Annotated in this window: 19 protein-coding genes and 2 tRNA genes; 7 read left to right on the top strand and 14 right to left on the bottom strand. The window is 68.2% G+C overall.

Annotated elements, in window-relative coordinates:
- Nucleotides 1-2: 2 nt before the first annotated feature.
- A complete protein-coding gene (locus tag LX88_RS11090; RefSeq protein WP_258947709.1) occupies nt 3-710 on the bottom strand; it encodes a lysophospholipid acyltransferase family protein in 708 nt (235 codons plus the stop codon).
- Nucleotides 711-781: 71 nt separating this feature from the next.
- Here LX88_RS11090 and cofC point away from each other — a divergent pair, with 71 nt between their 5' ends.
- From cofC to LX88_RS11075, 3 genes are all read left to right on the top strand, one after another.
- A complete protein-coding gene (gene cofC / locus LX88_RS11085) occupies nt 782-1,405 on the top strand; it encodes a 2-phospho-L-lactate guanylyltransferase (RefSeq protein WP_258947708.1) in 624 nt (207 codons plus the stop codon).
- A 53-nt stretch (nt 1,406-1,458) separates the two neighbouring features.
- Nucleotides 1,459-2,433, top strand: coding sequence for a hypothetical protein (locus tag LX88_RS11080; RefSeq protein WP_258947707.1), 975 nt, complete (start codon nt 1,459-1,461; stop codon nt 2,431-2,433).
- 159 nt (nt 2,434-2,592) lie between these two features.
- Complete coding sequence (locus LX88_RS11075) at nt 2,593-3,762, top strand: acyltransferase family protein (RefSeq protein ID WP_258947706.1); 1,170 nt, start codon at nt 2,593-2,595, stop codon at nt 3,760-3,762.
- Here LX88_RS11075 and LX88_RS11070 read toward each other — a convergent pair.
- The gene (locus tag LX88_RS11070) at nt 3,681-5,216 is read right to left on the bottom strand and encodes an LVIVD repeat-containing protein (protein ID WP_258947705.1); all 1,536 of its coding nucleotides are present in this window, start codon (nt 5,214-5,216) and stop codon (nt 3,681-3,683) included. The two genes, LX88_RS11075 and LX88_RS11070, sit on opposite strands and share 82 nt — an antisense overlap.
- Before the next feature lie 313 nt (nt 5,217-5,529).
- Here LX88_RS11070 and LX88_RS11065 point away from each other — a divergent pair, with 313 nt between their 5' ends.
- Both LX88_RS11065 and LX88_RS11060 read left to right on the top strand, forming a co-directional pair.
- Nucleotides 5,530-7,806, top strand: a complete 2,277-nt coding sequence (locus tag LX88_RS11065) for an RNA degradosome polyphosphate kinase (protein ID WP_258947704.1) — start codon at nt 5,530-5,532, stop codon at nt 7,804-7,806.
- Nucleotides 7,806-8,723: an NUDIX hydrolase gene (locus LX88_RS11060; protein WP_258948223.1), complete on the top strand. Its 918-nt coding sequence runs from the start codon at nt 7,806-7,808 to the stop codon at nt 8,721-8,723. The genes LX88_RS11065 and LX88_RS11060 overlap by 1 nt, the downstream gene beginning before the upstream one ends.
- A 306-nt stretch (nt 8,724-9,029) precedes the next feature.
- Here the strand turns inward: LX88_RS11060 and LX88_RS11055 are convergent, their stop codons facing one another.
- The 3 genes from LX88_RS11055 to leuC all read right to left on the bottom strand — a co-directional run bounded on the left by LX88_RS11055 (nt 9,030) and on the right by leuC (nt 11,903).
- Complete coding sequence (locus LX88_RS11055) at nt 9,030-9,704, bottom strand: HU family DNA-binding protein (RefSeq protein ID WP_258947703.1); 675 nt, start codon at nt 9,702-9,704, stop codon at nt 9,030-9,032.
- 187 nt (nt 9,705-9,891) lie between these two features.
- Nucleotides 9,892-10,494 carry a 3-isopropylmalate dehydratase small subunit gene (gene leuD, locus LX88_RS11050; protein ID WP_030479748.1) on the bottom strand — a complete coding sequence of 201 codons (603 nt, stop codon included), beginning with the start codon at nt 10,492-10,494 and terminating at the stop codon, nt 9,892-9,894.
- 2 nt (nt 10,495-10,496) lie between these two features.
- Complete coding sequence (gene leuC, locus LX88_RS11045; RefSeq protein ID WP_258947702.1) at nt 10,497-11,903, bottom strand: 3-isopropylmalate dehydratase large subunit; 1,407 nt, start codon at nt 11,901-11,903, stop codon at nt 10,497-10,499.
- Nucleotides 11,904-11,976: 73 nt separating this feature from the next.
- Between leuC and LX88_RS11040 the strand changes: the two genes are divergently transcribed.
- Nucleotides 11,977-12,678: an IclR family transcriptional regulator gene (locus LX88_RS11040; protein ID WP_170176156.1), complete on the top strand. Its 702-nt coding sequence runs from the start codon at nt 11,977-11,979 to the stop codon at nt 12,676-12,678.
- A 454-nt stretch (nt 12,679-13,132) separates the two neighbouring features.
- Here LX88_RS11040 and LX88_RS11035 read toward each other — a convergent pair.
- The 3 genes from LX88_RS11035 to LX88_RS11025 all read right to left on the bottom strand — a co-directional run bounded on the left by LX88_RS11035 (nt 13,133) and on the right by LX88_RS11025 (nt 14,313).
- A tRNA-Glu gene (locus LX88_RS11035) sits at nt 13,133-13,205 on the bottom strand.
- Nucleotides 13,206-13,353: 148 nt separating this feature from the next.
- A tRNA-Gln gene (locus tag LX88_RS11030) sits at nt 13,354-13,425 on the bottom strand.
- Between the two features lie 150 nt (nt 13,426-13,575).
- On the bottom strand, nt 13,576-14,313 hold the full coding sequence (locus LX88_RS11025; RefSeq protein ID WP_258947701.1) for an HAD family hydrolase: 738 nt from the start codon (nt 14,311-14,313) through the stop codon (nt 13,576-13,578).
- A gap of 378 nt (nt 14,314-14,691) precedes the next feature.
- Here LX88_RS11025 and LX88_RS11020 point away from each other — a divergent pair, with 378 nt between their 5' ends.
- Complete coding sequence (locus LX88_RS11020; protein WP_258947700.1) at nt 14,692-15,948, top strand: FAD-dependent oxidoreductase; 1,257 nt, start codon at nt 14,692-14,694, stop codon at nt 15,946-15,948.
- Here LX88_RS11020 and LX88_RS11015 read toward each other — a convergent pair.
- The 6 genes from LX88_RS11015 to LX88_RS10990 all read right to left on the bottom strand — a co-directional run bounded on the left by LX88_RS11015 (nt 15,938) and on the right by LX88_RS10990 (nt 22,029).
- Entirely contained in the window at nt 15,938-16,597 is a 660-nt protein-coding gene (locus tag LX88_RS11015; RefSeq protein ID WP_051770822.1) for a response regulator transcription factor, read from the bottom strand. The genes LX88_RS11020 and LX88_RS11015 overlap by 11 nt on opposite strands.
- 67 nt (nt 16,598-16,664) lie before the next feature.
- Entirely contained in the window at nt 16,665-17,423 is a 759-nt protein-coding gene (locus LX88_RS11010) for a fumarylacetoacetate hydrolase family protein (RefSeq protein ID WP_090066473.1), read from the bottom strand.
- 17 nt (nt 17,424-17,440) lie between these two features.
- Nucleotides 17,441-19,027, bottom strand: a complete 1,587-nt coding sequence (gene cimA, locus LX88_RS11005; protein ID WP_258947699.1) for a citramalate synthase — start codon at nt 19,025-19,027, stop codon at nt 17,441-17,443.
- A gap of 265 nt (nt 19,028-19,292) precedes the next feature.
- Complete coding sequence (locus tag LX88_RS11000) at nt 19,293-20,270, bottom strand: ABC transporter substrate-binding protein (RefSeq protein WP_258947698.1); 978 nt, start codon at nt 20,268-20,270, stop codon at nt 19,293-19,295.
- Nucleotides 20,267-21,007 carry an ABC transporter ATP-binding protein gene (locus tag LX88_RS10995; RefSeq protein ID WP_258947697.1) on the bottom strand — a complete coding sequence of 247 codons (741 nt, stop codon included), beginning with the start codon at nt 21,005-21,007 and terminating at the stop codon, nt 20,267-20,269. Before LX88_RS10995 ends, LX88_RS11000 begins: the two co-directional genes overlap by 4 nt.
- A complete protein-coding gene (locus LX88_RS10990; protein ID WP_258947696.1) occupies nt 21,007-22,029 on the bottom strand; it encodes a FecCD family ABC transporter permease in 1,023 nt (340 codons plus the stop codon). The genes LX88_RS10995 and LX88_RS10990 overlap by 1 nt, the downstream gene beginning before the upstream one ends.
- Between the last annotated feature and the right edge of the window lie 26 nt (nt 22,030-22,055).

The raw sequence follows: 22,055 nt of genomic DNA, 5'->3' as shown, positions 1-22,055 counted from the left end.
GTTCAGGCCTTCCTGGGTCCGTAGAAACCTTCGGGCGCCTGCTCCTGGCGCACCTCGGCCAGGTGCTCCTTGACCGCGCCCATCAGCAGGTCCGTGACCTCGCGCAGCAACGGGAGCGTCTCCTCCTTGCCGCGGTACGCGGAGAGGTCGACCGGTTCACCGACGAAGTGCGTGATCGTCTTGCGCGGAAGCGGCCGGAACTTCTTCTGGTAGTGGTTGTAGAGGTCGAGCGTGCCCCAGCGGGCGACGGGGATGACCGGGCCGTCGTGCTGCAGCGCCAGCCGGGCCACGCCGGTGCGCGAGTTCGCGGGCCAGCCGCCGGGGTCCTTGGTGATCGTGCCCTCGGGGTAGATCACCACGACCTGACCGGTCTCCAGCGCGTTGTGCGCCTCGCGCAGGCTCTGCTGGGCGTCCGTGGTGCCCCGGTAGACGGGGATCTGCTTCGCGCCCTTCAGGATGCTGCCCATGATCGGCACGTTCCACAGGCTGTGCTTCGCGAGGAAGTGCGGCACCCGGTAGTTCTTGTGCACGAACATGGCGTCGTAGCACGGGTCGAGGTGCGAGATGTGGTTCATGACGAGCAGTGCTGCACCTTCGCGCGGGATGCGCTCCCCGTGCACCATCCGGTGCCTGCCGAGCACGAACGACATCGGGTAGACGATCGCCGCGGCGACCCCGACCCAAAAGCCGCCCTTCTCCCTCTTGGCCACGAGGCCTCTCCTAACCTGCGTAGATCTGCGCCCGACAGCACAGTAGTCGCCGAATCGTGGACTATGGCCAGGTGCGGGATGAAGTTGACCTCGTGGTTCCGGTGAAGACGCTGGACCGGGCCAAGACCAGGCTGACCAGCGCGACCGGCGGAGATCCGGTGTCACACGCGGCGCTGGCGCTCGCGCTCGCCCTCGACACGGTGAGCGCGGCCTCGGCCACCCCCGGAGTCCGCCGAGTGGTCACCATCACATCCGACCCGGCGGTCGCTGCGGAAATGGCCGCGCTGGGTGTCGAGTCGCTGCCCGAACCCACCGAGCCCGGACTCAACGCGGCGTTGAAGCACGGCGCGCGCACGCTCCGGTCGTCCCGCATCGGCGCGCTCCAGGCGGACCTGCCGGCGCTCAGGCCCGACGAGTTGCAGGCCGCGCTCGAAGCCTCGGCCGGCCGCCGCGCGTTCGTCCCCGACCGCCAGGGCACCGGCACGACGCTGCTCCTCGCCGCGCCCGGCGGTGAGCTCGACCCGCGGTTCGGTGTCGGGTCGGCCGGGCTGCACCGGCTTTCCGGCGCGGTCGCGCTGATCGGGGCGTGGCCGTCGCTGCGCTGCGACGTGGACACGGAAGAAGACCTGCGGCTCGCGCTCGCGCTGGGTCTCGGCACGCGCACCGCGAACGCCTTGCCCGCCTGGACAACCTGAACACCCGCCACACGTCTTCCGGGTCACTGGGGTGATCACGATTTGGGAGACTGATGCGAGCGCTCATCGCGCTGGCGGGTGTCACGGCCCTCGCGGGCTGTGTGGCCGCCTATCCGATCGACCGGCCGTCCGACTACACGGCGGAGAGCAAGCTCAGCACCTGCCGGGTGGACCTTCCCCAGAGCTGGAAGGACCTGCTGTCCCTCGACAGGACGGAGGCGGGCCCGCACGAGAAGGTCATCGTCGTCGCGGCGAACGAGGACGCCGGCACGACACTGGTGAAGACCACGCGCAACAGAACGACCGAGCTCGTGCTGCACGACCACGGCAAGCGCCAGCAGGTGATGGCGGTGCAGAACGACGGGCAGCTCTTCGGCGTCGAGTTCGACGGCCGCTGGGTGACGTTCTCCACGACACCGCACCCGGAAAACCACACCACCACGACTTACGCGTGGGACTCGCGCAACGACGGCGCGCCCGTGCGCATAGGCGGCAACGGCGCTGTGGTGCACAACGGCAAAGCCGCCTGGTCCGACAGCGCGGGCGTGCACCTCTACGACCTGGCCAGGAAGAAGGACAGGGTCGTCGGCCCCGGCAGACTGCCGGCTTTCCTCGGTGACGCGGTCATCTGGCTGCAGGACGGGAAGTTCCGCGCCGAGGGCGCGTTGCCCGAGCAGCTGAAGAACGCCGAACCCGGTGGCAGCGTGGTGTCCGACGGCCGCACGGTGGTGTGGACGCGGGGCGAGGAGCTGATCGGCTGGCGCGAGGGCTGGACCGAACCGCGGGAGCTGGCCGGGGTCAGGTCCGCGCCGAGGACGGAGGGCATCGTGTTCCCGCGGGTAAGCGGCGACTTCGTGTCGTGGCAGTCGGAGTCGTCGTACGTCACGGACATCCGCAGCGGCGCGACCGTGCACACCACCGAAGGCGGCTACTGGCTGGAGGTCCACGGCGGAGCGCTCACACAGCAGGGGTGGCGCGTCGCGGCCGTCGCTCCGTTGGAGAAGCTTTCACCGCTCTCCCGCTGCTGACCGGGATTCACCCTGTTGAATCCGTGACGAACAACACGAAAATGTTGGTTTGAGCAACTCGACAGGGAACCCCGGCACCTTTACATCCGTATCCCCCAGTGCCGACGACGCATCCCCCGACGTCGTCATCCCCGACGCTTGCCCTGAGGTGTTTCCTGCATGAGTTCACTGACGCACGCCGACTACCTGGCGTTGCGCCGCTTTCCCGCTCTGGACGGCCTGCGTGCGATCGCCGCGGTTCTGGTCGTCTTCTTCCACTACGGCGGACCGGATCGGCTCCAGGGCTGGGCCGGCGTACAGATGTTCTTCGTCCTGAGCGGATTCCTGATCACCACGCTGATGCTGCGCGAGGAGCAGCGGACCGGCCGGATCTCGCTCGGTGAGTTCTACCTGCGGCGAGGTTTCCGGATCCTCCCCGTCTACTTCGTGATCCTGCTCGTGACGGTCGTGGCGTCCGCGGTGGCGGGCACGTTCCTGAGCAACGGCATCGGCCCCGCGCTGCCGTACTTCTTCTCGTTCACCAACGAGTTCGCCGACGCCAGCCCGTACGGGCAGTCCTGGTCGCTGGGCATCGAGCAGAAGTTCTACCTGGTCTGGCCGCTGGTGGCGATCGCGCTGGGCACCGTCGTGCTGCGCCGCCGCGCCGGTGCCGCCGCCCTCGGCATGCTGCTCGCGCTCGTGGTCGTGAACTTCACCGCGTCGCACAGCAACCCCGGCTGGCCGTTGCACTACTTCTCGATCCTGGCGGGCGTGCTGCTCGCGGTCGCCCTGCACAGCCCGCGTGGATTCGCCCTGCTGCGCCCGCTGACCAACCGCGTCGCGCAGGTCGTCGTCGCGATCGGATTCGTCGCGGTGCACCTGAGCGTGAAGCCGATCGCCGGATTCCTCGACGGGATCAACGGGATTCCCGGTCACGTGCTGGTCATCCCGGTGTACGCGCTCGCGACGGCCGTGCTGCTGACCGCGATGATCGCGCCCGGACCGGCCACGACGTTCCTGTCCGTGAAACCGATGCAGTTCGTCGGAGAGCGCTCGTACTCGCTTTACCTGGTGCAGACGATCGCCGCGACGATCATCGCGTTCTTCTGGCCCGCTTTGTCCGGTCTCGGGCAGGCCGTCGTGGTCACGGCACTGGGTCTGGCGCTGGCGAGTGTCCTCTACGCGACCGTGGAGATCCCGATGATCAACCTCGGCCGGCGTGTGATCACCCGCCAGCGCGCGAAGGCCGCTGTCAGGTCCGGCGTGGCTCAGCAGGGTGCGCCGCAGGCTCCCGCACCGCAGTCGGCCGAGTCGTCGCGGCTGGCGACCATCGGGCAGGCCCAGCCGTAGAACGGGTTCGGGGCGAGCGGCACGGGTTCCCTGTCGCTCTCCCTGGCCAGTTCCCTGGCGTGGTGCGCGGTCAGCGTCACGGGAGTGCCGCTCGCCTGCGCCTCGTAGGCGCCCTTCTCCAGCTGCAGGATCTCGACGCCGCGCGAGATGTCCGCCACGAACACGGTGCCGCGGTGCCAGTACGGCGCCCAGGACGTCGCGGTGTCCGGCCGCCAGTACCCGATCTGGATCGGCTTGGCCGGGTTGGAGATGTCCAGGAAGCGGGTGCCCTGGTTGTACCAGGAGTAGGCCACGATCCTCTTCTGCACGTCGAAGTAGTGCGCGGAGCACGTGACGTTGCCGGGGATCGTGCCCTCCTGGTCGTCCGGGCTCCAGATGCCGACCGTCTTCATCTCCTTGGGCGTCTCGCCCCAGCCCTCACCGTTGTGCGTGCCCTGCAGCGAGGAGATGACGAACCGGCCCTCGGTCTTGCAGGTGGGCGAGCCGAACGCCTCCTCGGTGTGCAGCAGCAGCGAGCCGGGCGGGTTCTCACGCGTGGGCAACGGGCCGTCCAGGAGCGTGCGGCCGATCGGGCGGAACGAGTTGTGCGTGAACGAGGTCGGCATGTCCGCCTTCGGCACGGCACCGCCCGCGTACGGAACGGGATCCCACGCCTTCGCCTCGCGGTACTCGCCGGTCAACGGGTCGCGGTGCCGGCCCTGTGTGTGGTAGCCGCGGGTGCCGTCGTCGCCCGCCACCCACGCGATGCCCTGGGCGTCGACCTGCACGTCGTGCGTGATCTTCCCCTCGCCGGCCTCGCCGCGGACGTCGACGGAGACCGGAAGTTCCTTCGGGGTCTTCGGATCGCGGATGTCCGTGACGAAGATCCGCCCGGTCTTGGCGTCCGACCTGTCCAGTCCGGCCGTCCAGAGGAAGGAGCAGTCGTTGATGCAGGTGCTGGTGTGACCGGTGTTCTGCCGGTGGAAGCTGAGGATCTTGAGGTCAGCCGGGTCCACAGCGGACACGATGTAGTTGCCGGTCGGGCGGTCGCCGGGCAGCGCACGGCCGAACGAGTTGACCTCGCGCGCCAGGAACGCGAGCTTGCGCTTGGGGTCGACGTTGATGTCCTCGTTCTCCCAGAACCGCTTCGCCGGGTCGTCGCCCGGCAGCGCCATCTCCTCCTTGGTGAGGTGGTCGAGGAGCTTCGGCTGGTCGAGATCGGTGACGTCGAACGTCTTGAGCCCGGTCTCCATGCTCACGAACGCCACGTCGCGCTTGCCGTACTGGGCGAACGCGATCGAGATGGCCCGTTCGGTACCGGGAAGTGAGGCTTTCAGGCGGACGTTCTCGGCCGCCGCCTGCAGTCGTGGTTTGTCCACCTGCGGAGTCCGGGGTTCGGCTGAGGCAGCCGAAGCCAGTCCTGCCGTGGTGAAGGCCAGCAGGGTCGCCGCGGTGATCGTGGCAATAACCTTCATGGATCGACCCTGGCAGCGCGCCGAATGAGGCGTGTACCGACGAACGTCTAGGGTTCTGGTCCGTGCAGGCGACCGTGTCTACTTTTAACAGTGACGGCTCTGCCGTCGTTCTGCGTGATGACGGCGTTCTAGTCGACGTGAGTGCCGAAGCCGTCACGGCGGGTGGCTGGCGGATGCTGCGTCCGGGGCAACGGGTGACCCTCGAACGTAGCCCCGGCGGAGTCGTTACCGCTCTTCGCATGCCTGTTCTGTGACGAGGAGTTCATCAGACGGATGCCCTGGTTAGGGGCGCTCACGGCGATAGTGCGCCACAATGCGTGACGTGAGCAAGGACGACAACGACGGTAAGGCGACACCCTCCCGACGCCGCGGCGCCAAAGCGGAAGCGGCGACCCCGCGCAAGCAGCAGCCCCGCGCGGCGACCCGGCGAGTTTCGACGACCCGGGCGAAGGTCGAACGCGGTCCCACGGCCGCCGCCCCGTTGCGCGGCGTGCCTTCCGCACCGCCCGCGGTGACGTCCAGCGCGATACCGACCGACCTCCCGGACGACCGGTACTTCAACCGTGAACTGTCCTGGTTGGACTTCAACGCCCGCGTGCTCGCACTGGCCGAGGACTCCTCGCAGCCGCTGCTGGAGCGCGCGAAGTTCCTCGCGATCTTCGCCTCGAACCTGGACGAGTTCTACATGGTCCGGGTCGCGGGCCTGAAGCGGCGCGCGGAGACCGGTCTGTCGGTGCGCAGCGCGGACGGGCTCACGCCGCAAGAGCAGCTCGTGTCGATCTCCAAGCGCACCCAGGAACTCGTGGAGCAGCACGCCCGCACGTTCCTCGACCACATCCGGCCGGGCCTGGAAGAGCACCGGATCAGCATCGTGACGTGGGGCGACCTCACGGACTACGACCGGCTGAGGCTCTCCAACTACTTCAGCGAGCAGGTGTTCCCGGTCCTGACGCCGCTCGCGGTCGACCCGGCGCACCCGTTCCCCTACATCTCCGGGCTGTCGCTGAACCTCGCCGTGACCGTGCGCGATCCCGAGGGCGGCGGCGAGCGGTTCGCCCGTGTGAAGGTGCCGGACAACGTGCCGCGCCTCGTGCGGGTGGAAGGGGACCGGTCCTCCACTTCCGCGACGTTCCTGCCGCTGGAGGAACTCATCGCCGCGCACCTGGGCGAGCTGTTCGCCGGCATGGAGGTCATCGAGTGCCACGCGTTCCGGGTGACGCGCAACGCGGACCTCGAGGTCGAGGAGGACCGCGACGAGGACCTGTTGCAGGCGCTGGAACGCGAGCTCGCACGGCGCCGGTTCGGTCCGCCGGTGCGCCTGGAGGTCGCCGACGACATGACCGAGCACATGCTCGAACTGTTGTTGCGGGAGATGGAGGTCGACCCGCACGACGTCGTGACCGTGCCCGGCCTGCTCGACCTGTCGTGCCTGTGGCAGCTCTACGGCATCGACCGCAAGACGTTGAAGGACCCTGCGTTCGTGCCGGCGACGCACCCGGCGTTCGGTGAGCGCGAGACGCCGAAGAGCGTTTTCGCGACGCTGCGCGAGGGCGACGTGCTCGTGCACCACCCGTACGACTCGTTCTCCACGTCCGTGCAGCGCTTCATCGAGCAGGCCGCGGCCGACCCGCACGTGCTCGCCATCAAGCAGACGCTGTACCGCACCTCCGGTGACTCGCCCATCGTGGACGCGCTGATCGACGCGGCCGAGGCGGGCAAGCAGGTCGTGGCGCTGGTGGAGCTGAAGGCGCGCTTCGACGAGCAGGCGAACATCAAGTGGGCGCGGGCGCTGGAGAAGGCGGGCGTGCACGTCGTCTACGGCCTGGTGGGCCTGAAGACGCACTGCAAGACGTCGCTCGTGGTGCGCCAGGAGGGCTCGACGATCCGCCGCTACTGCCACATCGGCACCGGCAACTACAACCCGAAGACCGCGCGGTTGTACGAGGACGTGGGCATCCTGACGGCCGAGCCGACGATCGGCGCGGACCTCACCGACCTCTTCAACGTGCTGACCGGCTATGCGCGCCAGGACGAGTACCGCGCGCTGCTCGTCGCGCCCTACGGCGTCCGCAAGGGAATCGTCGACCGGATCAACTCCGAGATCGAGCGCGCGCAGGCCGGCGAGCCCTCCGGCGTGCGCATCAAGGTGAACTCGCTCGTGGACGAGCAGGTCATCGACGCGCTGTACCGGGCTTCTCAGGCGGGTGTGCCCGTCGACGTGGTCGTGCGCGGCATCTGCGGCCTGAAGCCGGGCGTCAAGGGGCTGTCGGAGAACATCCGGGTGCGGTCGATCCTGGGCCGGTTCCTGGAGCACTCGCGCGTCTTCCACTTCGTCGCCTGCGACGAGTACTGGATCGGCAGCGCGGACATGATGCACCGCAACCTGGACCGCCGCGTCGAGGTGGCCCTGCGCGTGGCCGACCCGCGCCTGACCAAGCAGCTGGGCGACATGTTCGAGTCCGCGCTCGACCCGCACACGCGCTGCTGGGTCCTGCGCTCTGACGGAGAATGGGAGGCCTCGCCTTCGGACGGCTCGTCCGTGCGGGACCACCAGATGGAACTGCTGCACAGGCACGGAGCTCTTGGGTGATCAAAGCTGCTGGGGCGGTGCTCTGGCGCGATGCCGACGGTGACGTCGAAGTCGCGGTGGTGCACCGCCAGCGTTATGACGACTGGTCCCTGCCGAAAGGCAAACTCGACCACGGAGAGACGATTCCGGCCTGCGCGGTGCGCGAGATAGAGGAGGAGACGGGCTTCTCCTGTGTCCTCGGCCGCCATCTCCGGCAGGTGTCGTATTCGGTGAAAGGCGTACCGAAGACGGTCGACTACTACTCCGCTCAGGCCGTTTCCGGTTCGTTCGTCCCCAATGAAGAGGTCGATCTGCTGCGGTGGCTGCCGATCGCCCAGGCGTCCGAACTGCTGACTTATGAACCGGACCGCGAGGTGCTGGCCGAGTTCGCCCGCCTGCCCGCGGACCTGCTGGTCGTTCTGCTGGTGCGGCACGCGAAGGCCGGTAAGCGGTCGGAGTGGAACGGTGACGACGACCTCCGCCCGCTCTCAGACGCGGGCTGGCGCCAGGCAGCGGCGCTGCGCGCCATGTTGCCCCTGTGGGCACCGGTGCGCGTCCACACGGCGCCCAGGGTGCGTTGCGTGGACACCGTGCGAGGCGTGGCCGAGGACCTGGACGTGGAGATCGCCGAGGAGGTGCGCCTGTCGGAGGAGGGCTACTGGCCCGACCCGGACGCCGGCCTCGTGCGGCTGCTGGAGGTCGCCGCTCTGGAGGGCCGTGCCGTCCTCTCCTCGCAGGGAGGCGTGATTCCGTCCGTCGTGCAGTCGCTGGCCGAAATGGGCGGGCTGCGGCTCGAGGAGATCCCCTGCAAGAAGGGCAGCACGTGGGTGCTGGCCTTCACCAGGCCGTTCGGCACCTGGTCCACTTCGGACTCGCCTTCGCGCTGGCCAACCCTGGTGTCGGCGCACTACCTGCCCTCCGCGCTGGCACGACCATGATTTTGGCCGCTGCTCCGCAGACGGCGGCGAGTTCGCCGGGAAGTCGGTCGTCCAGCCGCCGCTTCGGCCCGATCGCCTGCGGCGGTTGACCCGAAGAGGCGACTGGACGACCGACGCGAACTCGCGGGTCCGGTGCGGGGGCAAAGATCGCCTGGACCCCCAATAGAAATAACGCTTTCCCGCCTGCGTATGGCGCTGACGCAAGCGAATCCCGCAAACGCGGAAGGCCCCGGCGTGCGCACGCCGGGGCCTTCCGCGTTGTTGCTGAAGTGCTGAAGTGACGCAGCCTCCCTCAGGAGGCCCGTCTCACTTCTTCTTGGCAGCCGTCTTGCGAGCAGCCGGCTTCGCAGCCGCGGTCTTCGCGGCGGGCTTGGCAGCGGCGGTCGTCTTGGCAGCAGCCGGCTTGGCAGCGGCCGTGGCGCGCTTGGCCGGAGCCTTGGCAGCGGCCGTCTTGGTGGCGGCGGCCTTCGTGGCGGTCGCCTTCGCGGGCGCCTTGGCAGCAGCAGCGGGCTTCGCCGCGGCCGTGGTGGTGCGACGGGTCGCGGGCGCCTTGGTGGCGGCCGCGGCCGTGCGGGTGCGCGTCGTCGTGGTCGTCGCGCGGGTCGTCGCGGCCTTGGTCGCCGGAGCCTTGGTAGCCGCGGGCTTCGCGGCAGCAGCGGCGGCGGGCTTCGCGGCGGCCTTGGCAGCAACGGCCTTCGGCAGCTTCTTCGCACCGCTGATGACGTCCTTGAACGTCGAGCCGGGGCGGAACGCGGGCACGTTGGTCTTCTTGACCTTCACGGTCTCGCCCGTGCGCGGGTTGCGCGCGGTGCGAGCCGCACGGGCGCGCTTCTCGAAGACGCCGAAGCCCGTGATGTTGACCTTCTCGCCCTTGTTGACGCTGCGGACGATCACGTCCACGAGGCCGTCAACAGCAGCACCGGCGGTCTTCTTGTCTCCAAGGCGCTCGGCGAGCGCCTCGATGAGCTGGGCCTTATTCACCGTCAGTCCCTCCCAGGACGCTCACGGCCCTAAGAGAGCGGGCCGACTAGAACGCAACGGTAGGCCCAAAACGCGAGAAATACCAATCGCCACGCCAGATTTTTCGTTGTGGCGTGGCTAATTGCGCCCCTTCGAGGGACAGGAGGCGCCGGATTCGCCCCTCTCAAGGGGAGAATCCGGCCCCCTCTCAGACCGCCGGAAGCGGATCCGTTGTGGGCAACCAAGTCTGGCGATTGCCCTCGAATGCGCTGATCTCGGGCTCGTGGCGCAACGTCAAAGCGATGTCGTCGAGGCCCTCGAGAAGGCGCCAGCGGGTGTAGTCGTCGATCTCGAACGGGGCTACCAAGTCCTTGGCGCGAACGGTCTTGTCGGTGAGGTCCACGGTGACCGGCGTGCCGGGTTCGGACTCCAGCACCTTCCACAGCAGCTCGACATCGGACTGGCTGCACTGCGCCGCCACGAGCCCCTGCTTGCCGGAGTTGCCCCGGAAGATGTCCGCGAACCGGGACGAGACGACGACGCGGAAGCCGTAGTCCATCAACGCCCAGACGGCGTGTTCACGAGAGGACCCGGTGCCGAAGTCAGGGCCCGCAACGAGGACGCTGCCCGCCTTGAAGGGCTCCTGGTTGAGGATGAAGTGCTCGTCCCCGCGCCAGGCGGCGAAGAGCCCGTCCTCGAACCCGGTGCGGGTCACGCGCTTGAGGTAGACGGCCGGGATGATCTGGTCGGTGTCCACGTTGGACCTGCGCAGCGGCACACCGACGCCCGTGTGGGTGGTGAAGGCATCCATGGTCAGTTCTCCAGGTCTGCGGGGGCCGACAGGGTGCCGCGCACGGCCGTGGCGGCGGCGACGAGCGGGGACACGAGGTGCGTCCGGCCGCCCTTGCCCTGCCTGCCCTCGAAGTTGCGGTTCGAGGTCGACGCGCTGCGCTCGCCGGGCGCGAGCTGATCCGGGTTCATGCCAAGGCACATCGAGCAGCCGGCCTGCCGCCACTCGGCGCCAGCGTCGAGGAACACCTTGTCCAGGCCCTCGTCCTCCGCCTGCTTGCGCACCCGCATCGAACCGGGGACGACCAGCATCCGTACTCCTGAAGCGACGTGCTTCCCCTTGATGACGTCCGCCGCGGCGCGCAGGTCCTCGATGCGCCCGTTGGTGCAGGAGCCGAGGAACACCGTGTCCACGCGGATGTCGCGCAGTGGCGTGCCGGCCTCGAGGCCCATGTACGTCAGCGCCTTCTCGGCGGCCACGCGCTCGTTCTCGTCCGCGATCTTCTCGGGGTCGGGGATGTTCGCGCTCAGGGGCAGGCCCTGGCCGGGGTTCGTGCCCCACGTGACGAACGGGGTGAGCTCCGTCGCGTCGATGTGCACTTCCGCGTCGAAAGTCGCGTCGTCGTCGGTGCGCAGCGTCTTCCAGTATTCGACGGCCGCGTCCCAGTCCGCGCCGGACGGTGCGTGCGGACGTCCCTCGATGTAGTCGAAAGTCGTGTCGTCCGGTGCGATCATGCCGGCGCGGGCGCCCGCCTCGATCGACATGTTGCAGACCGTCATGCGCGCTTCCATCGACAGCGCCTCGATGGCGTCGCCGCGGTACTCGAGCACATAGCCCTGCCCGCCACCGGTTCCGATCTTCGCGATGACGGCGAGGATGATGTCCTTCGCCGTGACGCCCTCGCCGAGTGCGCCGTTGACGTTGATGGCCATCGTCTTGAACGGGCGCAGCGGCAACGTCTGCGTCGCCATCACGTGCTCCACCTCGGACGTGCCGATGCCGAACGCGAGCGCGCCGAACGCACCGTGGGTGCTCGTGTGGCTGTCGCCGCACACCACCGTCATGCCCGGCTGCGTGAGGCCGAGCTGCGGGCCGACCACGTGGACGATGCCCTGCTCGAAGTCCCCCATCGGGTGCAGCCGCACGCCGAACTCCGCGCAGTTGCGCCGAAGCGTCTCAACCTGCGTGCGCGACACGAGATCCGCGATGGGCTTGTCGATGTCGACGGTCGGAACGTTGTGATCCTCGGTGGCGATCGTGAGATCGGCCCTGCGCAGCTTGCGGTTGGCAAGGCGGAGCCCGTCGAACGCCTGGGGGCTGGTGACTTCGTGCAGCAGGTGGAGGTCGATGTAGAGCAGGTCCGGCTCCGCGCCACTTCCGTGGCGCACAACGTGTGCCTCCCACACCTTCTCCGCGAGCGTGCGGCTCATCGCGACATCTCCCACATCATGGACGCGCCGACAGATCTGGACTTCTCACTGTCTGGGAAGTTAGTATCGGCTTGTGGGACAGCATAGCGGGATCGGCGTGCTGGACAAGGCAGTGGCCGTGTTGAACGCCGTAGCAAAAGATCCTTGTGGCCTGGCCGAGTTGTGCAACCGCACCGGCCTCCCGCGAGCGACCGCACACCGCCTGGCCGTAGGCCTGGAAGTGCACCGGTTGCTGCGCCGGGGCTCCGACGGCCGCTGGCGTCCAGGCGCGGCTCTGGCCGAACTGGCGGGCGGCGCGACGGACCCGTTGCTGGACGCCGCCTCCTCCGTCCTGCCGCGCCTGCGCGACATCACGGGCGAAAGCGTGCAGCTCTACCGCCGCGACGGCATGCAGCGAGTCTGCGTCTCGTCAGCAGAACCCCCTTCGGGCCTGCGAGACACAGTCCCGATCGGCTCGAGGCTCCCGATGACAGCGGGCTCAGGCGCCAAGGTCCTGGCGGCCTGGTCGGACCCAGGCACCCAACGCGCGGTCCTGGCCGACGCCGTCTACGGCGAACGCACCCTCCTGGAAGTCCGCCGCCGAGGCTGGGCCCAAAGCGTGGCAGAACGAGAACCAGGCGTGGCCTCAGTCTCAGCCCCGGTAAGGGACTCCGCAGGCGCCGTAGTGGCAGCAGTCTCAGTCTCAGGCCCGATCGACCGCATGGGCCGCCGCCCAGGGGCCCGCTGGGCAGCAGACCTACTGGCAGCAGCAGAGGCCCTGCAAAGCCGCCTCTAAAGCACCAACGCCCAACACAGGCCGTCCTCCACCAGGAGGGCGGCCTGTGCGCACTTCACCCCACGACACGCCGCCCACCCCAAACGACACGCCGCAAGCCCATCTCAACAGACACAAGCCCAAACGGCCCAACACAACCGCACCGAAGCCCGTGACCCACGCAACGAGCCCAAATGGCAACAACAAACCAAAGATTACGAACTCAAGCCCATTGGTGAGGTACGCAACAAAGGAACCCCGAATAGCCCCAACCCGCCCGGCCCGCCCGATGCGAAGCGAGGGGGGCACCCATTCGCAAGCGAAGCGAAGCGCACACCGCAAGGCACTGGACACACTCACGCCGGGGGTCCGGGGGCGGAGCCCGCCGGCTGGGGGTCTGGGGGCTCGGCCCCCAGAGGACACAGACGAAAGAGGCCTGTCTGCGCACTCCGCAGACAGGCCTCTGACACCTCTGTAGCCCCGAAGGGATTCGAACCCTCGCTACCGCCTTGAGAGGGCGGCGTCCTAGGCCGCTAGACGACGGGGCCCTAGAACTTCTTGCTGGTTGAACCTTATCAGATCACTCTGTCCGGTCCAAATCCGGCTATTCAGTTCTTTTTACTGCTGGGTCTTGCTTTAGGTCTTACATTTTCAGCAGCTCCGGAAGCGTACCCGAGGGTAGTTCTTCCTTCGCAGCTGGGGTACCAGGACTCGAACCTAGACTAACTGAACCAGAATCAGTCGTGCTGCCAATTACACCATACCCCATTGGCTTTCACGATCGACTTCGTTGCCCCGCGGGAGTTCCGAGGTCCTCGTTGCTGCCGAGAGAAATACTAGACCACGCCCCCGGCAGAAGTGAAATCGGCCCCCACCTGAACGCATCCGCGCAGGTGGGGGCCGGTCTCGAAGGTGAACTCAGGCGCTGGCGGTGGAGAGCTCGCACACGAGGAGCTCGGGCAGTTCCGCGAGCGTCGTGATGGACGACAGGCCCGCGGGCAGTGAGCCGCCGGTGGGGCCGATGCGGTTGATCCACACTCCGTGCATTCCGGCGTCCCGTGCGCCGATGGCGTCGGCGTGCAGCCGGTCTCCCACGTGAACGGTGTCGCCGGGCGGGACGCCCAGGGCCAGGCACGCGGTGTGGAAGATCACGCGGTCCGGCTTGGCGCAGCCCACCTCGCCGGCGATCAGGACGGCGTCGAAGTACTCGGCGAGGCCGAGCTGGGCGATCTTCACGCGCTGGTGGCGACCCGACGCGTTGCTGATCGCGGCGATCGGGAGGCCTGTCGCGCGCAGCCAGTCGAGCATCGGGATCGCGTCCGGGAACAGGCACCAGCCGGCGGAGAGGACCTCCTGGCGGCCGAGTTCGCGGCGGGTCGCTTCCTCCAGCGACAGCTCCTCGCCGAGCGCGGCGAAGAAGGCCTGCGTGCGGATGTTGCGCATCTGCTCGTACTGGAGCTCGCCGGCGAGCTGGCGGGAGACGTGGTCGTCGGTGATCCTCTGCCACAACGACCAAGCGTCGGCGTTACCGACCATCGAGGCCAACGCGGCTCGCGAAGAAGCGCTGTAGTCGACAAGTGTGTCGTCGACGTCCAGGCACACAGCGCGGATCTCGCCGGTTCTCTTACGCGTGAAAGTCGGGGACGCAGTTGTCACTCCGGAAGGTTAGGTGCGAGGGGCCCTCGTCCGATTCGGCTAACGAGGTGATTCCTCTAGGTCCTTGCACGATCAAGCGGACCTTGAGGCCCCGAACGAACCAGTGACACTCCTCCGAGCGCCGAATGCAATCGGCCGGTCGAGTGTTGTTCGGCGGCGTGATGATCTCCGGCGCGGGCGACGGCGCGGCGAGCGCGGCACTCTAGCTCGCACAACGACATTTCGCACCTGTCGCAACCTTTTCGAGGCCTGGCCCACCAGACCGTCCACATTAGACGGACCCGAACGAGAGCCACGCCACTCGGTACCCGCTTGACGCGCATCGCGATCACGAGCATGCTGAGTTTATTCAACACCGGTTGAAAAGAGGGGATCGACATGGAGAGGACGACCTGTCTCGTCGTCGGCGGCGGACCTGCCGGAATGGTGCTGGGACTGCTCCTGGCCCGCGGTGGCGTCGAGGTCACGGTGCTCGAGAAGCACGGTGACTTCCTGCGCGACTTCCGCGGCGACACGGTGCACGCGTCGACGCTCACGCTGCTGGACGAACTGGGGCTCGGTCCGGCGTTCGCGCAGGTGCCGCACCAGGACGTCGACAAGATCGAGGCGCTGCTCGACGGCGGTGTCAAGGCCACGATCGCCGACCTGTCGCGGCTGCCCGGCCCGAACAAGCGCATCGCGATGGTGCCGCAGTGGGACTTCCTGGACCTGCTGGCGGACGCGGGCAGGCTCGAGCCGACGTTCACGCTGCGGATGAACACCGAGGTCACCGAGATCACCAGGAGCGGCAACAAGGTCACGGGCGTGAAGTACCGGGATCGCGTCGACGGGCACGAGGGCGAGTACGCCGCCGACCTCGTCGTCGCGGCCGACGGGCGGAGCTCGATCCTGCGCGCGGCCGTGGAACTCCCGGTCTACAGCTTCGGCGCGCCGATGGACGTGTGGTGGTTCCGCTTGCCTCGCAACGAAAGCGACGCCGTCAAGGGCGGCGCCGGCAGGTTCAGCGCCGGCAGCGCGCTCGTCCTCATTCCACGCGGCGACTACTTCCAGTGCGCCTTCCTGATCCGCAAGGGGACGGACCAGGCGGTGCGTGCCCAGGGAATCGAGAAGTTCCGCGAACGCGTCGTCACGCTCGTCCCGTGGCTCGCGGACCGGGTCGGCCACATCACCGACCTCGACGAGGTGAAGCTGCTGGACGTGAAGCTGGACAGGTTGCGCCAGTGGCACGTCGACGGGCTGCTGTGCATCGGTGACGCGGCGCACGCGATGTCACCGGTCGGCGGCGTCGGCATCAACCTGGCCGTGCAGGACGCGGTGGCGGCGGCGACCCTGCTCGCCAAGCCGTTGAAGGAGGGCCGGGTCACGAACGCGACGCTCGCGAAGGTGCGCGGGCGCAGGCTCTTCCCGACCGTGGTGATCCAGACCATGCAGCGGGTGATCCACCGGCTGTTCCTCGGCCGCAAGCTCAACAGCACCGAGACGGTCTCCAGCGCGGGCATGCCGTTGCCGCTCAAGATCGTGCAGAAGCTGCCGTTCCTCCAGGCGGTTCCGGCCTACGTGGTCGCGATCGGCCCGCGCCCCGAGCACGCGCCCGATTTCGCCAGGAGGGACCCGCAGACCATCGTCAGGTCGTGACGAACGCCTCGGAGCTCTCGCCGAGCACCATCGCCACGGCGTGGGCGCGGTCACGGGCGCCCAGCTTGCGCAGGATCGCCTTCACGTGGGTCTTCACGGTGTCGTTGCTGATGAAGAGCCGCTGGGCGATGCGGGCGTTGTCCATGCCCTTCGCCATCTCGGCCAGCACGTCGAACTCCCGCGCCGACAGCCGGCCGAGCGACGCGGGAGGCGGCATCCGCGCGGGCAGGCGCACGAGCGACCCCACCCGCGCGTCGATCGTGGCCGGAGCACCCCGCACCGCGGCCGCGATCAGCGGCAACAGCTCGGCCACGGGCGAGGTCTTCAGCAGGTAGGCCACCGCGCCGGCGTCGAGCGCCGCGCGGGCCCAGCTCGGACTGTCCGCATTGGACAACACGACCACGCGGGCGCCCGGCCGGTACTGCGCCGTGTCCCGCACGGTGCGCAGCGGTCCGGCGCCCGGCACGTCGAAGTCCGTGACGACCAGGTCCACCAGGGTGCCGCGCAGGCTGCGCGCAGCCTCGGCCACGGTGTGGGCGATGCCCACAACGCGGAAGCAGTGCGTGCGGTGCAGTGAGAGCCGCAGCCCTTCGGTGATGAGCTGCGATCCGTCGACCAGCAACACACGGGTGGACGCCAGGTCCGTCATGACACCGGGAAGTTACTCGCGGGTACCCGGATGCGTAACCTGCCGGACGCCGGATTGCTCCGTACGGCTACCTATTTGCGACCGGATTGGTGAGCGTGCCAAGGCCGTCCACAGTCACGGAGACCGTCTGTCCGGCCCTCATCGGCCCGACACCGGCCGGCGTGCCGGTCAGGATCAGGTCGCCCGGCAGCAGCGTCATGATGCCGGACACGTACTCCACGAGTGACGGAATGTCGTGCACCATCAACGAAGTACGGCCGTCTTGTTTGACTTCCCCGTCAACTTCGGTGACGACTCGGACGTCGGACGGGTCGAAGTCGGTCTCGATGAACGGACCCAACGGGCAGAACGTGTCAAAACCCTTGGCACGCGTGAACTGCACGTCCTTCTTCTGCAGGTCGCGCGCCGTGACGTCGTTGGCGATCGTGTAACCCATGATCACACCGGCGGCCTTGGCCTTGGGCACGTCGCGGCACGGCTGGCCGATGATGACGGCCAGCTCGCCCTCGAAGTCGACGCGCTCGGACACGGCCGGGAGCTTGATCTCGACGTTCGGGCCGACCACCGACGTGTTGGGCTTGAAGAACAGCAACGGCTCCGCGGGCACCTCGTTGCCGAGTTCCTTCGCGTGGTCGGCGTAGTTCCGGCCCACACCAATGATCTTGGTGGGCAGGATGGGTGCGAGCAGCCTCACGTCCGCCAACGGCCACTTCCGGCCGGTGAACGTGGGCGTGCCGAAGGGGTGTTCGGCGATTTCCGCGGCCTCGTCGCCTTGAACGGCGACGAAGGCCACGCCAGCAGGATGAGCAATTCGGGCGATGCGCACACAGTCAGTTTACGAGGTCAGCCGCTTCTCATGGACTTGTGCACCAGCGCGTCACACAACGCCAGCCAGGAGGCCTCGACGATGTTCCCGTGCACACCCACCGTCGTCCACTCCCGCTCGCCGTCGGTCGACTCCACCAGTACGCGCGTCACGGCATCCGTACCGGGATGCTCGGTGAGGATGCGCACCTTGTAGTCGGCCAGCTCCACGGTGTCCAACCAGGACAGGTGCGGCAGCAACGCCTTGCGCAGCGCCGCGTCCAGGGCGTGCACGGGCCCGATGCCCTCGGCGGTGGCGATGACGCGCTCCTCCGCCACGTGCACCTTGACCGTGGCCTCGGACACGATCTCGCCGTCCGACCGGTGGTCGAGCACGACCCGGTAGGACTCCAGCGTGAACGGAGGAGGAGTGTCCAGTTCGGACAGCTCGGAGCGCAGCAGGAGTTCCATCGACGCGTCGGCGGCCTCGAACGACCAGCCCTTCGCCTCCAGGTCCTTCACGCGCTTCAACGCGCTGCCGACCTCGGTCCCCCGGCCGGCCAGGTCGAGCCCGAACTCACGTCCCTTGAGTTCGATGCTCGCCCGACCGGCCATCTCGGTGACCAGCACCCGCATGTCGTTGCCGACGGTGTCCGGATCGATGTGGTTGTACAGCTCCGGATCCACCTTGATCGCGCTCGCGTGCAGACCCGCCTTGTGGGCGAATGCTGACGACCCGACATAAGCCTGGTGGGTGTCGGGTGCGATGTTCGCGATCTCGGCCAACGCATGGGAGACACGGGTGAGCTCGGCCAGTGCTCCGATCGGGAGCACCTCCATGCCGAGTTTGGTCACGAGGTTTCCCACGACGGCGAACAGGTCCGCATTGCCTGCTCGCTCGCCATAACCATTGGCGGTGCACTGAACGTGCGTCGCGCCCGCCTGAACGGCCGCGAGGGTGTTCGCCACCGCGCAGGACGTGTCGTCCTGGCAGTGGATTCCTACTCGGAAACCGGTCTTCGCGACGACCTCCGCGACCGTCTCCGCGAGCTCCAGCGGCAACTGCCCGCCGTTCGTGTCGCACAGCACGACGACGTCCGCGCCACCCTCCACAGCGGACTCGAGCACGCGCAGGCTCGTGTCCGGCGAGAACGCGTACCCGTCGAAGAAGTGCTCGGCGTCGAGGAAGACGCGCCTTCCGTGATCTTTCAAGAACCGGACGGTGTCGCGCACCATCTTCAGGTTCTCCGCGGCGTCCGTGCGCAGCGCGCGCTCGATGTGCCTGAGGTCCGACTTGGCCACCAGCGTCACCACCGGCGCCTGCGAGTCGAGCAACGCCTTGACCTGCGGGTCTTCCTCGACCTTGACCCCGGCCTTGCGCGTCGCCCCGAACGCGACCAGCTTGGCGTGCTTCAACTCCAGGTCACCGGCCGCCGCACGAGCGAAGAACTCCGTGTCCTTCGGCATGGCGCCGGGCCAGCCGCCCTCGATGAACCCGACGCCGAGCCCGTCCAGCAGCCGCGCGACCGCGAGCTTGTCCGTGACGGAGTACGAAATGCCCTCACGTTGTGCGCCATCGCGCAACGTCGTGTCGTAGACGTGGAATGCGTCGGTCGGGCCGGCCATCGGGGTCATCTCCTCATCCGGGCAAACAAAAAGACCCCCCGCGGGATGCGAGAGGTCTGCGCGTCGGGTGCCAGGGGCGGCAACTACCCGACGCGCTCGTCAATAATGATGGCGATGTGCTGAACCATGTCCCGGATGCTGCCACAGCTCAGCGCGGCGTACCAAGCGACGGGAGGAAATCTCCCACTATCTGGTCACGGGTTCACGCCTGTGACAGGGCGCGAGCCGACCACCTGCACGGCCCGCTCGCACCCCGGCCCGCGAGTCAGCTCCCAGCCAGGAACCTCGCGAACGCCTCGATCGAAGCCGCGTTGCGAGGCGACTCCACCAACGCCGCATAAGGCAACGAGAAGAACCGCTTCCCCTTCACGGCAGGCGAGTTGGCCAGCGGCGCGAACCCCTCCAGGAAAGCCTGCTTCTGCTCGGGGGTGTTCGCCTCCCCGTCCGCGTAATCCACGATGAGCACGACCTCGGGATCACGCTGCACCACGGTCTCCCAGTTGACCGTCGTCCAGCTGTCGTTCAGGTCCCCGAAGATGTTGTCCCCGCCGGCCTTGGCGATGATGTCCTGCGGCGCCGCGTTCTTCCCGGACGTGAACGGCTGGTCCTGCCCGCTGTCGTAGAGGAACACCTTCGGCCGCGGCTTCCCGGCCATCAAGCGGCCGGCGTCGGCGATCTGCTCCTGGTAGGTCCTCACCAGTTCCTCGGCCTTGGCCTCGACGCGGAAGATCTTCCCGAGGTTGCGCAGGTCCGTGTACAGCGCGTCCAGCGCGGGCATGATCCCCCGCTGCTTCCCGACGCCGTTGCGGCACGCCTCGGTCAGCTGGTAGGTCCCGATCCCCAGGGTCTTCAACGCGTCCGGGGTGAAGCCGGTGCTCTCGCTGAACCCGTAGTTCCAGCCGGCGAAGACCAGGTCCGCGTTCGCGCCCTGCACGACCTCCTTGGAGACGAGATCGGACAGGTGCTTCACGCTCTCGAAGTCGGCCTTCCAGGGCGAGGTGCGCACGTCGACGGTGTCCACGCCGGAGACGATGTAGCCCGCCATCCGGTCCTTCAGCCCCAGCGCGAACATCAACTCCGTGATGCCGGTGTCGTTGGTGACCACTTTGGACGGAATCTCGTCGAACGTGACCTGCTGGCCGCAGTTCGTGATCGTCACCGGGTCGGACGCGGAGGGTTCCTGGGCGACCGTGGCGCCGCAGCCGGAAACCAGCAGCACAGCGGCTAGGACAACGGTTCTCAAGGGGTGACCTCCTGGTCGAACAGGAGCTGTGGCACTCCCGTTGTGGGGTGAGCGACCACGTGCGCGGTGACGTGGAAAACCTTGGCTATCAGCTCGGGGACCAGGACTTCGGCCGGTGTGCCGGACGCGACCACGCGGCCCTCGTCCAGGACGTACAGGCGGTCGCAGTAGGACGCGGCGAGGTTCAGGTCGTGCAGGACGGTGAGCACGGTGATGCCCAGTCCGCGCGCGAGCCCGAGTACGTCCAGCTGGTGGCGGATGTCGAGGTGGTTCGTCGGCTCGTCCAGCACGAGCACGTGCGGTTCCTGGGCGATCGCGCGGGCGATGAGCACGCGCTGGCGCTCGCCGCCGGAGAGGCTGAGGAAGCTGCGCGAGGCGAGGTGCGACACGTCCACCGTGGCCAGCGCGTCGGACACCACCCGCGCGTCACGGACCGGATCGCGGTCGTGCGGCAGGCGGCCCATCTCCACGACCTCGGCGACCGTGAAGTCGAACTCGACCTGCGACTCCTGGGTCAGAGCGGCGAGGTGGCGGGCAACGAAGTGTCGCTTGTGGACGTTCTCACCGTCGAGCACGACGGTGCCCGCGTCCGGCTTCAGCGCCCGGTACACGCAGCGCAACGTCGTGGACTTGCCACTGCCGTTGGGGCCGACGATGCCGACGACCTCGGCCGAGGCGTGCAACGTGATGTCGGAGACGATGTTCCGGACGGTGACGCCGGTGAGCTCGACCCGCATCAGCTGCCTCCGAAGACGTAGGACCTGCGGCGCATCAGGAAGATGAAGCACGGCACGCCGAGCGCGGCGGTGATGACGCCGAGCGGCAGTTCCTCCGGCGCCGCGAGCATCCGCGCGGCCACGTCGACCCACACCAGGAACGAGGCCCCGGCCAGCGGTGCGAGGGCGAGCACCTTGCGGTGGTCGGCGCCCACGACCATGCGCGTCAGGTGCGGCAGCATCAGCCCGACGAACCCGACGGCGCCGCTGACCGCCACCAGCACGCCGGTCATGGCCGCGGTGACGATGAACAGGTGCGTGCGGAACCGGTTCACGGCCACGCCGAGCGTGGTCGCGGTCTCGTCGCCCATCGCCATCGCGTTGAGCTGCCGCGCCTTGGTCGCCAGGTAGACGATGCCCGCCGCGGTCATCACGGCGGCGACGGGCAGCGACTGCCAGTTCGCGCCGCCGAGGCTGCCGAGCAACCAGAACATGGCGGCCCGCGCCGCCTCACCACGCGGCGCCTGGAACACCAGCAGCATCGCCACGGCGGAGAACCCGTACGCCAGCGCGGTTCCGGTCAGCACCAGCCGCAACGGTGTGAGCCCTCGGCTCGTGCGCGCGGTGATGTAGACCAGTGCGGTGGCGCCGAGGCCGGTCAGGAACGCCCCCACGGACAGCGCGTAGACGCCGAGACCGGAGAGCACCCCGAGCGTCGCCACGGCCGTCGCGCCCACGCTCGCACCCGAAGAGATGCCGAGCACGTACGGGTCCGCCAGCGCGTTGCGGACCATCGCCTGGATCGCCACACCGACGGTGCTCAGGCCCGCGCCCACGACGGCGGCCAGCAGGACGCGGGGAAGGCGGATGTCCCAGACGATGTGGTACTGCCCGGCGAGACCCGCCGGGATCGTGCCGCCGGTGAACGCCTCCCAGAGCAGGTCGGCGGTGACGCCGAACGGAACGGAGACGGGGCCGAGCGCGACGCCCGCCACGATGCTGACGACGAGCACGCCGACGAGCGCGCCGATCTTGGAGATCACTTGGTCCTTCCCGCAGTCCACGGCGG

This window comes from Lentzea californiensis, from assembly GCF_024648825.1.
GTDB lineage: Bacteria > Actinomycetota > Actinomycetes > Mycobacteriales > Pseudonocardiaceae > Lentzea > Lentzea californiensis.
The sequence above is the reverse complement of the archived record's forward strand: the minus strand, read 5'-3'. Positions and strand labels throughout refer to the sequence as shown.

Excerpts from the sequence above, each read along its gene's own strand:
- LX88_RS11080 (WP_258947707.1), top strand. The coding sequence starts at position 1,459 with ATGCGAGCGCTCATCGCGCTGGCGGGTGTCACGGCCCTCGCGGGCTGT.
- LX88_RS11075 (WP_258947706.1), top strand. The coding sequence starts at position 2,593 with ATGAGTTCACTGACGCACGCCGACTACCTGGCGTTGCGCCGCTTTCCC.
- LX88_RS11070 (WP_258947705.1), bottom strand. The coding sequence starts at position 5,216 with ATGAAGGTTATTGCCACGATCACCGCGGCGACCCTGCTGGCCTTCACC.
- LX88_RS11065 (WP_258947704.1), top strand. The coding sequence starts at position 5,530 with ATGCGTGACGTGAGCAAGGACGACAACGACGGTAAGGCGACACCCTCC.
- leuD (WP_030479748.1), bottom strand. The coding sequence starts at position 10,494 with ATGGATGCCTTCACCACCCACACGGGCGTCGGTGTGCCGCTGCGCAGG.
- leuC (WP_258947702.1), bottom strand. The coding sequence starts at position 11,903 with ATGAGCCGCACGCTCGCGGAGAAGGTGTGGGAGGCACACGTTGTGCGC.
- LX88_RS11020 (WP_258947700.1), top strand. The coding sequence starts at position 14,692 with ATGGAGAGGACGACCTGTCTCGTCGTCGGCGGCGGACCTGCCGGAATG.
- LX88_RS11015 (WP_051770822.1), bottom strand. The coding sequence starts at position 16,597 with ATGACGGACCTGGCGTCCACCCGTGTGTTGCTGGTCGACGGATCGCAG.
- cimA (WP_258947699.1), bottom strand. The coding sequence starts at position 19,027 with ATGGCCGGCCCGACCGACGCATTCCACGTCTACGACACGACGTTGCGC.
- LX88_RS10995 (WP_258947697.1), bottom strand. The coding sequence starts at position 21,007 with ATGCGGGTCGAGCTCACCGGCGTCACCGTCCGGAACATCGTCTCCGAC.